Consider the following 12646-nt stretch of genomic DNA (forward strand, 5'->3'; position numbering starts at 1 on the left):
GTATCAGGCCTCCCGGCTACGGGCACACATCATCGTTGCTTCGCACACAACTTTACCGTCGACCAGCGCAACCCCTTTAAAACGGGTCAGGCCACGGCGCGTTTTCTCGAAAGTCACTTCCATGATCATCTGATCGCCAGGCACGACAGGACGCTTAAAACGTGCTTCATCAATACCCGCGAAATAATACAGTTCGCCTGGTTCCAGTTTTCCTACGCTTTTAAACGCGAGGATACCGGTAGCCTGTGCCATCGCTTCCAGAATCAATACGCCAGGGAAAATAGGTTTACCCGGGAAGTGGCCCTGAAAGAAAGGCTCGTTAACGGATACATTTTTCACTGCGCGCAGAAAACGACCTTCTTCAAAATCCAGCACGCGGTCAACCAGCAGAAACGGAAAACGGTGCGGCAGAAGTTCTAAAATCTCTTCAATATGCAGAGTATGAGTGTTAGTAGTCAAAATACTCTTCCTGTCAAAATATACTAAAAGGCAATAATAACACGGCCTGTCGCAATCGTATGAATGGGACAGGCCGAAAAGTCAGACATGCAAAAACGGTGCTTTAGTCTTGTTGATTAACCTTGCGCTCAATCGCTTTGAGGCGCTTGCTCATATCATCAATATTCATCACCAGTGCAGCTGTTTTACGCCATACCTTGTTGGGTTGTAGCGGAATGCCTGAGGAATAGACGCCAGGTTCAGTGATAGGACGCATCACCATACCCATGCCAGTTACCGTAACTTTGTCGCATATTTCCATATGCCCATTGATCACGCTGGCACCGCCAATCATGCAATAACGGCCAATCTTCAGGCTACCCGCCATAATGACGCCACCGGCTACCGCCGTATTGTCGCCAATCACAACGTTATGCGCAATCTGGCACTGGTTATCAATGATAACACCATTACCGATCACAGTATCGTCCAGAGCACCACGGTCAATGGTGGTACAAGCGCCGATCTCGACGCGATCGCCGATAATCACGCGACCAAGCTGGGGGATCTTCACCCAGTTACCACGATCGTTCGCGTAACCAAATCCATCAGATCCAACGACGGTGCTGGACTGGATCAGGCAATTTTCACCGATCTGGATGTCGTGGTAAATCGTCACATTCGCCCACAAGCGTGAACCTGCACCGATTTTGGTATTTTTTCCGACGAAACAACCTGCACCGATAACCACGTTATCGCCCAGTTCTACGCCAGACTCAATGACCGCATTTGCGCCCACAGAGACATTATTACCCAGCTTCGCCGTTGCATCGATCACTGCACTGGGTGCAATGTTCTGTGCAGGCTGAGGCGTGGTATCTAAAATTTGCGCCATACGTGCATAGGTCAGGTAGGGATTCTTCACTACCAGCGCCGCACTCTTAGCAAAAGGAAGATCGTCCTGCGTCATCACAACGGCAGACGCCTGGCATACGCCTAAATGTTCACGGTATTTAGGATTCACCATGAACGTGATATTGCCAGTTTGCGCAGATTGCATGGACGCTACGCCGGTGATGACGATATCGCCATCACCGTGTAATTCTGCATCCAACTGCTCTGCTAAATCAGCCAGTCGAATTGAAGGCATTACTTATTTAACCTGTTTCAGTACGTCAGCGGTGATGTCTTTTACATCGCTGCTGTTGTATGCAACGGTGTTTGCGTCAACGACCAGATCGATGCTCTGGCTGCTGGCAACAGATTTCACAGCTGTCTGGATACGAGTAACCAGTTTGCCACGTTCTTCGTTGGAACGACGTGCACGATCCTGCTCGAAAGCCTGAGCTTTCTGAGAGAAAGTCTGGCGCTGAGCCATAACGTCTTTTTCCAGCTTGGTACGATCGCTACCCGCTTTCATTGATTGCAGACGCTGCATTTTAGATTGCAGATCGGATTCCATACGCTGCAGTTCGCTGGCACGGCCTTTGAACTCGTTTTCCAGCGTAGCAGAAACACCCGTCTTCTGTGCAACCTGTTGGAACAGGCTACCCATATTGACGATTGCAATTTTGTCAGCAGCCTGTGCGGACGTTGCCATCGCTAAACCGAGACCTGCAGCTAATAACCACTTTTTCACAATTAACTCCTTACCATCCCATTTGCACCCGAAGGTGCAGTTCTTTGCGTGGCCAGGCGATCCCATACAAGATCGCCTAAAGTCATCGCTACACTACCACTACATTCCTTTGCGAAGAACAGTTACCAGGTTTTACCAATGTTAAACTGGAACTGTTCCGCTTTGTCTCCATCGTACTTCTTGAACGGCTGGGCGTAGGAGAAAACCAACGGCCCCAATGGGGACATCCATTGTAACGCGATACCCGCTGACATACGGATATTGCTCGGATCACTATAGTCCGGCACATCCGACGGCGCAGATGACGGATCCCAGTTAGTATCCCAAACGGTACCCATATCCCAGAAGAAGGAAGTGCGGACCGAGTTAGCATACTTATCGCTGATAAACGGCGTCGGGGTAATAAATTCCAGGCTGGCGACAGCCATGGCGTTACCACCTACCGCATCATCTGATTTACAGCCTGAATCCTGAGTACATTCTTCGTTATCGCCGTCATTCCAGTCTGTGCTAGCACCCTTTTTATAGACCGCTTTCGGACCAATGGTGTTGGACTGGAAGCCACGCACGGTACTGGAACCACCGGCGTAGAAGTTCTCGTAGAACGGCATCTCTTTGCTGCCAATGCCATCCCCATAACCTACCTTGGTACGACCCAGAACAACCCACTTGTGGTCGTCATCGATCGGCATATAGGTCGCGGTATCCATCGACAGTTTGTAGTATTCGTTATCAGAACCCGGAATGGTGACTTTACCGTTCAGGTTGACACGCGAACCGTCTGTCGGGAAATAACCACGGTCTAACTTGTTGTATGTCCAACCGTAGTTAAAGGTGAAATCATCAGCGGCAAAACTGCTGGTATCAGCGGATTGTCCCATCGACTCAAGATAACGCTCCATTGCGATCTGCGGCTGCATATTGGACAGTTTGTTATGTACATAACCCAGGCCCGCGCGCAACGTGTTGTATTCGTTGACCGGGAAGCCCAGCGTCACGTCTGTACCATAACTTTTGTTGGTATAGTCGGACAGGTCTGCATCATCCGCTTCAAAGTCGTTATAGAAGACGCGGCCACCAAGGCTCACACCATCAACGGTGAAGTACGGGTTAGTGACAGACAACTCAGTATAGGTCTGGTAATCGTTTTTGGTGCCGTTAATCCCGACAGAATAACCGGTACCTAACCAGTTATCCTGCTGAACGCCAGCCTGGAAGCTCACGCCGCTCTCGGTACCGTAACCGACGCCGAAGTTAAAGCTACCGGTGTTACGCTCTTTAACCTTGTAGACTACATCAACCTGATCCGGGCGGCCCGGAACACGCTGAGTATCAGTATCAACGGTTTCAAAGTAACCCAGACGGTTCAGACGCTCTTTACCCTGGTCGACAAGATCGCTGCCCAACCATGCGCCTTCCATCTGACGCATTTCGCGACGCAGAACGGAGTCTTTAGAAGTGTCGTTACCTTCAAAACGGATCTTACGCACATAGAAACGGTTACCCGCATCCACGTTTACACGCAATTTAACGGTTTTGTCAGCGTCGTTGATTTCAGGCTGCGACTGAACGCGCGGATAGGCATAGCCATAGCGACCCAGAAGCTTCTTGATGTCATCTTCCATTTTGGTCACTTTGGTGCCGTTATAGAGTTCACCTGGCTCGATCTTCGTCAGGGTCTCAATTTCGGCGGAGTGCCCGGCCAGGTTACCGCTCACCTGAACCCCAGAAAGCTTGTACTGCTCGCCTTCAGTGATGTTAACGGTGATGTAGATGCCTTTTTTATCCGGCGTCAGGCTGACCTGAGTGGAATCAATATTGAAGCGAGCATAACCGCGATCCAGATAGTAGCTGCGCAGGGTTTCAAGATCGCCCGCCAGCTTCTGTTTCTGGTATTTACGATCGCCTACCACGTTCCACCACGGCACTTCGTCACGCAACTGGAAGTGAGAGATAAGTTCGTCAGTTGAGAAGGCATGGTTGCCGACGATATTGATCTGTTGGATCTTCGCCGAAACACCTTCCTGGAAGACCAGCTTGAGGTCAACACGGTTACGCGGCAACGGCGTCACCACCGCTTTCACACTGGCGCTGTATTTACCGACGCTATAGTAGAAATCTTCCAAGCCCTTTTCGATATCGGCAAGCGTTGTGCGATCCAGAGACTCGCCAACACGCACGCCAGACGCCTCGAGGTTTTGCTTCAGCATGTCATCTTTCACCGATTTGTTACCGGAGAAAGTGATGCTGGCAATCGTCGGACGTTCTTTTACCTGAACCAGAAGGGTATCACCATCGCGCAGGACGCGGACATCCTCAAAGTTACCGGTGGCGAACAGAGCACGAATGGTATTACTGATGTCTTCATCATTAACCGTGTCGCCTGTGCGCACCGGCATACTGAGGAGAGCCGCACCAACGGCGACTCGCTGTAGGCCTTCGAAATGAATGTCCTTCACTACGAACCCTTCAGCACCGTATACGGTGGCGCTGCTAAACAGCAGCGACGCTATGAGCAACTTTTTCATCGCCATCGTTATTATGCGTTCTTCCTAACACTCTCTTACAACCGAGAGAAATCATTGAAAAGTGCAAGCCCCATTAACAACACCAGCAAGATAGAGCCAATGCGATAACTAAAGTCTTGAACCCGCTCGGATACCGGACCGCCCTTCAGCTTTTCAATCGCCAGGAACAGCAGATGCCCCCCGTCAAGAACGGGCAACGGAAACAGGTTGATTATCCCTAAGTTCACGCTGATAAGCGCAAGGAACATCAGGTAATAAATAATCCCAAACTCCGCTGACATCCCAGCCCCCTGGGCGATAGAAATCGGCCCACTGAGGTTGTTCAGTTTTACATCACCGGTAATCAATTTTCCCAGCATACTGACCGTCAGCTTCATCAACTGCCACGTTTTATCCGAGGCTTCGAGGATGGCGCTGAATGGCCCATACTGGCGTACAGTCTTATACTCATCAGGCAGAGGAATAACTTTAGGCACCACGCCCGCAAACCCTTCTGCCTTCCCGTTAACCTGTTTTGAATCTGGGGTTAACGTTAAAGACAAGGAACTTCCTTGTCTTTCAATATCTAGCGCTAACGGCGTATCCGGATTATCGCGCACCAGCGTCACGAACGTCATCCATTGCGTCAGTGACTGACCATTGACTTTAACGATCCTGTCGCCAGCTTGCAAACCTGCCTTACTTGCAGCGGAATTAACCTGCACTTCTGACAGTACCGGTTCAATCTGCGGACCACGCGGACGCATGCCCAAACTAGAGACAGGATCCTCTTTGTCTGGCTCAAATGCCCAATTGCGTAAATCCAGCGTTTTGTCCTGCCGCTGGTTGCTGCCAAACTGCGCCACGCTGAGGGTTGTATGCTCATCGCCGATTTTGGATACCAGTTGCAATCGCACTGCATCCCAATCAGGGGTTTCGATGCCATCAACCGCTTTTAGTTCCGTACCCGGCTGAATTTGCGCCTGTGCAGCAATCGAGTTGGGTGTTATTTCACCAACAACAGGACGAACGCCAGGGACACCAATGATAAACACCAGCCAATAAGCAAAAATAGCAAAAAGGAAGTTTGCAATCGGACCCGCGGCGATAATAGCAGCACGTTGTCCAACCGTTTTATTGTTGAAGGCGTAATGACGCAATTCCGGTGCGACCGGTTCAGCGCGCTCATCCAGCATTTTGACGTAACCGCCGAGGGGAATCATGGCGATGACGTATTCCGTACCTGATTTATCGGTACGCCGCCAAAGCGCTTTTCCAAAGCCAATGGAAAAGCGTTCGACCCGGACTCCGCAGCGCCGCGCAACCCAGAAATGACCAAATTCATGCACGGTGATAAGCACACCAAGTGCGATGATGAACGCAGCCAAATTCCAGAGAATACTCAGCATAAGACCATCCGTTAGAGCGTCCTGAACACCAGTAACAACAGGCAGGCAAAGACCGGTACCGCAGCCGTCAGGCTATCAATACGATCCAGAATACCGCCGTGTCCTGGAATTAAGTGACCACTGTCCTTAATACCTGCTTCACGCTTAAACATACTCTCGGTCAGGTCACCCAGCACGGAGGCCAGGGCTGCAACGATGGAGCAAATGAGCAAGGTGACAGGCGCAACTTCAAGATTCGCCCACATGCCATAACCCCATGAGATCACGGCCGCAGTGGCGAGTCCGCCAATAAAACCCTGCCAGGTTTTACCAGGAGAAACCTTCGGTGCCAGCTTATGTTTGCCAAACAGCTTACCAAACATATACGCACCAGAGTCCGCTCCCCAAACGAGGATCATGACATATAGCAGCCATAGCGCGCCACTATAATGATTCTCATCATAGTGCCATGCACGTAGCGCCAGCATTCCCCAAAAGAACGGGACAATGGTTAACACGCCGAAAATTATGCGTAATGTTTTGGAATTACGCCAGACCGACGCAGACCCTGGGTAAAACAATACCAGTAATAGCGCTACGACCCACCAGCCCAGCGACGCCCACAACGATACTTCAACCAGCGGTTGATGGATATCGCGATGGTATTCTGGCAGCAAAAATAGCATCAGTGCCAGCAATAGCCCGCACAAAACCGCCAGCCAGACTCGCTGCGTACGCGTGGTAAAACCGCTTAACTGTCCCCATTCCCAGGCGGCCAACATACAGACGACCAACGTAACAATGGCGAACCCCACCGGCGGCAGCAAAAACAGCGCCGCGATGACAACGGGTATTAAAACAAAAGCAGAAATCAGGCGATACTTCAGCAAAAGCGACCCCCATCAGGCTTTTTCATCACCGGGTTCGGTGCCGCCGAAACGACGCTCACGATTAGCAAAGGCATGCAGCGCACCTTCAAAGTCTTGTTCATCGAAATCGGGCCAGAGAACATCGGTAAAGTAAAGTTCGGCGTAGGCAATTTGCCACAACAGAAAATTACTAATTCGGTGCTCTCCCCCAGTCCTTATCACTAAATCCACAGGAGCCAGCTCATGCATACAAATTTGCTGCCCAAGCATCTCTTCATCGATTTGCTCAGGATGCAGCACACCGTCCTGCACCTGTTGTGCCAGTTGCCTGACTCCCTGGACAATATCCCACCGTCCACCGTAATTCGCTGCAATATTCAGCGTCAACCCGGTATTCTGGGCGGTAATCGCTTCTGATTTGCGAATCCGTTCTTGCAAACGTGAGTTAAATCGACTGATATCCCCGATAATACGCAGGCGTACGTTATGGCGATGCAGGTTTTTCACTTCGCTATCAAGTGCCCACACAAACAGTTCCATTAACGCGCTCACTTCCTGCGCAGGTCGGTTCCAGTTCTCACTGCTAAAGGCATACAGCGTTAACGCATCAATACCGTTATTTGCAGCAAAAGAGACAGCCCGGCGGACGGATTTTGCTCCAGCCTTATGCCCAAAGGCGCGAATCTTCCCTTGCTTTTTCGCCCAGCGGCCATTGCCATCCATGATAATTGCGACATGGCGACAACCATGTGCTGGCAAATTTTCGCTTAATGGTTTAGTTGCAGACAACATAACGCGTTATTAGTCCCTGAAAGGATTTACGGTACTCAGGAATACTGAAGCCTATCCACAAAAAAGCCGTGTCAAACCACGGCTTACCCGACCGAAAAAAAGCAAATACCCGCGATCGGGTGGCGCAGACTATATCACTGAAGCCCAACGCTAACAAATAGCACGATTCTCCGTAGAGGGATTATCATCAGCTTGAGAGTCGCATCACTTCTTTTCTGGCGACTTCCCGCGCGATGGCATCGACCTTCAACACGTCGTCAACGCTCTGTGGTTCCTGCAAATCCATCTTATCCAGTACGGATAAATTGAGATCGGCAATATCGGTAAATCGGATCTGCTGCGCCAGGAATGCGGCAACGGTAATTTCATTCGCGGCATTGAGTGCGGTCGTCGCCGCCTGACCTTGCTCAAACGCGTCCATCGCCAGTTTCAGGCACGGATAACGCTGGTAGTCAGGTGCGGAAAACGTCAACGCACTGAGTTTGCAAAAGTCGACAGGCTTAACACCAGACGTCACACGTTCTGGCCATGCCATCGTATGGGCAATAGGTGTACGCATATCAGGTTCACCCAACTGCGCCAGAACACTACCATCCTGATAACGGACCATCGAATGAATAACCGACTGCGGGTGGATCAGCACTTCCATCTGGCTTGCACTGGCATTAAATAACCAACGCGCTTCAATGTATTCCAGACCTTTGTTCATCATGGTGGCGGAATCGACAGAAATTTTTCGTCCCATCGACCAATTCGGATGACGACATGCCTGATCGGGGGTCATAGAGACCAGATCGCGCAATGGCGTTTCACGGAATGGGCCACCAGACCCGGTAAGCAGAACTGACATGACGCCGTTTTGCTCAAGGTCAGCGTATCCCAGATTGTGTTGGATAGGTTGCGGTAAACTCTGAAAAATCGCGTTATGCTCGCTATCTACCGGCAAAAGCTGCGCTTTGTGGCGTTTCACGTCGTCCATAAACAGACGACCGCAGGTCACCAGCGATTCTTTATTCGCCAGCAAAATGCTTTTACTCGCACGAATTGCCGCCAGCGTCGGCAGCAAACCCGCTGCGCCGACAATCGCCGCCATGACCTGATCAACATCATCCAGCGCAGCCATATCACAGGCAGCCTGCTGCCCGCTCATCACCTCGGTACGGCTACCCTGTGCCAAAAGAGCAGCTTTTACCTGTGCCGCGCTTTTTTCATCATCCATTACCGCATAGCGAGGCGCAAACTCCAGGCATTGCTCTACCATACGGGCAACATTTTTACCCGCCACCAACGCAGCAACACGAAATTTTTCCGGGTTATGGCGTACTACATCCAGCGTACTGCAACCAATGGAACCGGTTGATCCCAGGATGGTTAATTGCTTCATCGGACATCCAGAAGAATTTTACTCGTCATACTTCAAGTTGCATGTACGTTGGCTTTACTCGGCCTTTGGCGTCACCGCCTTCCTGCAACTTGAAATATTTAGAGTATGTAGACAGAAAAAAGCAAAACGCCGCCATCCAGCCTTCTCAGGCCTTCTAAGCGGCGTTTTTAGCGTACAGGCGAATCAGAACTGCATCAGTTCTGCTTCTTTCTCTGCCAGCGCCGCATCAACTTTCTTGATTGCTGCGTCAGTCAGTTTCTGTACGTCGTCCTGAGAACGGCGATCGTCATCTTCGCTGATCTCTTTTTCTTTCAACAACGCTTTCACTTTGTCGTTTGCATCACGGCGTACGTTACGTACCGCAACACGCGCGCCTTCAGCTTCACCACGTACGATCTTGGTCAGATCTTTACGACGTTCTTCGGTCAGCGGCGGCAGCGGAACGCGGATGTCAGAGCCCGCAGAGCTTGGATTCAGACCGAGGTCGGAAGCCATGATTGCTTTCTCAACGGCTGGACCCATAGAACGGTCAAATACGTTGATTTTCAGGGTACGGGAATCTTCAACCGTTACGCTTGCCAGCTGGCGCAGCGGAGTCGGCGTGCCGTAATATTCCACGACAATACCATCCAGCAGGCTAGGAGAAGCACGACCCGTGCGAATTTTGCTGATTTGGTTTTTGAACGCTTCGACGCATTTGTCCATGCGTACTTCAGCATCTTTTCTGATATCGTTGATCACGTTACGAATCCTTGAAAGCTTGTTTCAGTCAGACCATACCCGCCACGCAAGATGTGACAAGTATAGTCTTGATTAATTTTGAGGGACGTATCCCGCGACATTAAAGCGGAATATTACCTGCATTTAGCCGCAACGGGAATTATTCCGTGATTAACGTGCCTTCTTTTTCACCCATAACAACACGGCGCAGTGCACCTGGTTTGTTCATGTTAAAGACACGAATCGGTAATTTGTGGTCACGAGCCAGCGTGAACGCGGCAAGATCCATTACTTTCAGCTCTTTATCCAGTACTTCAGTGTAGGTCAACTGTTCGTACATAGTCGCCGTTGGATCTTTAGCCGGGTCGGCAGTAAATACGCCATCGACTTTGGTGGCTTTCAGAACCACATCCGCTTCAATTTCAATACCGCGCAGGCAGGCTGCAGAATCGGTGGTGAAGAACGGATTGCCGGTACCCGCAGACAAAATAACAACGCGGTTGTTACGCAGCAGGCTGATAGCTTCAGCCCAGCTGTAGTTATCACACACGCCGTTCAGAGGAATTGCGGACATCAAGCGAGCGTTCACATAGGCGCGGTGAAGCGCATCGCGCATCGCCAGACCGTTCATTACGGTGGCTAACATGCCCATGTGGTCGCCCACAACGCGGTTCATCCCCGCTTTCGCCAGACCAGCGCCACGGAACAGGTTACCACCACCAATCACTACGCCAACCTGAATACCCAGCTCAACCAGCTCTTTGATTTCCTGAGCCATGCGGTCGAGGATGCTTGCATCAATACCGAAGCCTTCTGAACCTTGCAGAGCTTCGCCACTTAACTTAAGCAGAATACGTTTGTAGACGGGTTTTGCATTGGTAGCCATGTTTCTTTCCTGAGACTGTCAACGAATGAGATGAGTTAATTCCGGCGACATTGTATGTCGCTTTTCAGCATGACCACTATAGCGGTTCGCTGAATTTACAAGCCAGACACAAAAAGAAGCCGCCCTCAGGCGGCTCCTTTAAAAATTAAGACTGCTTGGACATCGCAGCAACTTCTGCTGCAAAGTCAGTCTCAACTTTCTCGATGCCTTCACCCACTTCAAAGCGGATGAAACCAGTTACGTCAGCGTTATGCTCTTTCAGCAGCTGACCAACAGATTTGCTCGGTTCCATGACGAAAGGCTGACCGGTCAGAGAAACTTCGCCGGTGAATTTCTTCATGCGGCCTTCAACCATTTTCTCTGCGATTTCTTTCGGCTTGCCAGACTGCATAGCGATGTCCAGCTGAACCTGGTATTCTTTTTCTACCACTTCAGCAGAAACGTCTTCCGGCTTAACAAATTCTGGTTTGCTTGCAGCAACGTGCATTGCCAGCTGTTTAACCAGTTCTTCGTCAGCGCCAGTTGCAGCAACCAGAACACCGATACGAGCACCGTGCTGGTAGTTACCCAGAACTTCGCCTTCCAGGGAAGCAACGCGACGGATGTTGATGTTCTCACCGATTTTAGCAACCAGAGCAACACGTTCTTCTTCGAACTGTGCTTTCAGAACTTCAACGTCAGTGATTTTGCCAGCAACGGCAGCGTCCAGTACTTTGTCAGCAAATGCCTGGAAACCAGCATCTTTAGCAACGAAGTCAGTCTGGCAGTTAACTTCCAGAATGAAAGCGATGTTGCCGTCGATTTTGGTTTTGATTACGCCGTCAGCAGCAACGTTGCCTGCTTTTTTCGCCGCTTTGATTGCACCGGACTTACGCATGTTTTCGATTGCCAGCTCGATGTCGCCATTAGCTTCAGTCAGTGCTTTTTTGCAATCCATCATGCCTGCGCCAGTACGCTCACGCAGCTCTTTTACCAGGGATGCGGTAATTTCAGCCATTCTAAAATCCTCGGAAGATTTGATCTGCCCGGCATGAAACCGCACAGATTTAAAAGTGAAAAAGGGGGCCATATACAGGCCCCCTAACCAAACGTGATACTACCTGGTCTATAAGGGCTCTAACGAGCGTGCCTTATTATTCAGCTTCTACGAAGCTTTCTTCCGCCTGGGAAGCCAGATCCTGAGAACGGCCTTCACGAACGGTAGTAGCTACAGCACCCAGGTACAGGGTCACAGCACGGATTGCGTCGTCGTTACCCGGGATAACGAAGTCAACACCGTCCGGATCAGAGTTGGTATCAACGATAGCAAATACTGGGATACCCAGGTTGTTTGCTTCTTTGATAGCAATGTGCTCGTGGTCAGCATCGATTACGAACAGAGCGTCCGGCAGACCGCCCATGTCTTTGATACCGCCCAGGCTGTTTTCCAGTTTCTCAAGCTCACGAGTACGCATCAGCGCTTCTTTCTTGGTCAGCTTTTCGAAAGTACCGTCCTGAGACTGAGTTTCCAGATCTTTCAGACGTTTGATGGACTGACGAACGGTTTTCCAGTTAGTCAGCATACCGCCCAGCCAGCGATGGTTCACGAAGAACTGGTCGCAGCTGTTAGCAGCTTCTTTCACCGCTTCGCTTGCAGCGCGTTTAGTACCAACGAAAAGGATTTTACCTTTACGAGCAGAGATCTTGTTCAGTTCAGCCAGAGCTTCGTTGAACATCGGTACAGTTTTCTCAAGGTTGATGATATGAACTTTGTTACGCGCACCGAAGATGAACGGCTTCATTTTCGGGTTCCAGTAACGGGTCTGGTGACCGAAGTGAACACCAGCCTTGAGCATGTCGCGCATGGAAACAGTTGCCATGATTAAAACCTCTATATATAAAAGTTGGGGTTAAGCCTCCACGCATCCCATATTACCGACCCCAAAGGGCACCCCGGAATATGTGCCGATACGTGTGTGTTGTTACACAAAGTGAGATTTGTCGCTCCCGTCCATCGTGTGTAGTCTTCGAATGGATCGGAAGT

12 protein-coding genes are annotated in these 12646 nt (G+C 50.5%); all 12 read right to left on the bottom strand.

Translation table 11 applies throughout. The features are described from left to right. Positions 1-3: 3 nt before the first annotated feature. Complete coding sequence (gene fabZ / locus OGY71_RS20820) at positions 4-459, bottom strand: 3-hydroxyacyl-ACP dehydratase FabZ (RefSeq protein ID WP_003018528.1); 456 nt, start codon at positions 457-459, stop codon at positions 4-6. A gap of 103 nt (positions 460-562) precedes the next feature. After that, positions 563-1588, bottom strand: a complete 1026-nt coding sequence (gene lpxD / locus OGY71_RS20825; protein ID WP_003018531.1) for a UDP-3-O-(3-hydroxymyristoyl)glucosamine N-acyltransferase — start codon at positions 1586-1588, stop codon at positions 563-565. A gap of 3 nt (positions 1589-1591) precedes the next feature. Continuing rightward, a complete protein-coding gene (gene skp / locus OGY71_RS20830; protein ID WP_003018533.1) occupies positions 1592-2077 on the bottom strand; it encodes a molecular chaperone Skp in 486 nt (161 codons plus the stop codon). 122 nt (positions 2078-2199) lie between these two features. Next, positions 2200-4611: an outer membrane protein assembly factor BamA gene (bamA, locus tag OGY71_RS20835; protein ID WP_164563109.1), complete on the bottom strand. Its 2412-nt coding sequence runs from the start codon at positions 4609-4611 to the stop codon at positions 2200-2202. A 29-nt stretch (positions 4612-4640) separates the two neighbouring features. Continuing rightward, entirely contained in the window at positions 4641-5993 is a 1353-nt protein-coding gene (rseP, locus tag OGY71_RS20840; protein WP_063941138.1) for a sigma E protease regulator RseP, read from the bottom strand. 11 nt (positions 5994-6004) lie between these two features. Further along, a complete protein-coding gene (gene cdsA / locus OGY71_RS20845) occupies positions 6005-6862 on the bottom strand; it encodes a phosphatidate cytidylyltransferase (RefSeq protein WP_003829174.1) in 858 nt (285 codons plus the stop codon). 12 nt (positions 6863-6874) lie between these two features. After that, positions 6875-7633: a (2E,6E)-farnesyl-diphosphate-specific ditrans,polycis-undecaprenyl-diphosphate synthase gene (ispU, locus tag OGY71_RS20850; protein WP_008786266.1), complete on the bottom strand. Its 759-nt coding sequence runs from the start codon at positions 7631-7633 to the stop codon at positions 6875-6877. A gap of 187 nt (positions 7634-7820) precedes the next feature. Then, entirely contained in the window at positions 7821-9017 is a 1197-nt protein-coding gene (gene ispC, locus OGY71_RS20855) for a 1-deoxy-D-xylulose-5-phosphate reductoisomerase (RefSeq protein ID WP_003829176.1), read from the bottom strand. Between the two features lie 183 nt (positions 9018-9200). Further along, positions 9201-9758 (bottom strand): ribosome recycling factor, encoded by a 558-nt coding sequence (frr, locus tag OGY71_RS20860; protein WP_003018547.1) that lies wholly within the window; start codon positions 9756-9758, stop codon positions 9201-9203. Positions 9759-9897: 139 nt separating this feature from the next. Continuing rightward, positions 9898-10623: a UMP kinase gene (gene pyrH / locus OGY71_RS20865; RefSeq protein WP_003018549.1), complete on the bottom strand. Its 726-nt coding sequence runs from the start codon at positions 10621-10623 to the stop codon at positions 9898-9900. Positions 10624-10768: 145 nt separating this feature from the next. After that, positions 10769-11620: a translation elongation factor Ts gene (tsf, locus tag OGY71_RS20870; protein WP_003018551.1), complete on the bottom strand. Its 852-nt coding sequence runs from the start codon at positions 11618-11620 to the stop codon at positions 10769-10771. 136 nt (positions 11621-11756) lie between these two features. After that, positions 11757-12482 carry a 30S ribosomal protein S2 gene (rpsB, locus tag OGY71_RS20875; protein ID WP_003018553.1) on the bottom strand — a complete coding sequence of 242 codons (726 nt, stop codon included), beginning with the start codon at positions 12480-12482 and terminating at the stop codon, positions 11757-11759. Positions 12483-12646 lie beyond the last annotated feature (164 nt).

Origin of the sequence: Citrobacter sp. Cpo109 (assembly GCF_030332565.1) — a bacterium.
GTDB classification, from domain to species: domain Bacteria; phylum Pseudomonadota; class Gammaproteobacteria; order Enterobacterales; family Enterobacteriaceae; genus Citrobacter; species Citrobacter portucalensis.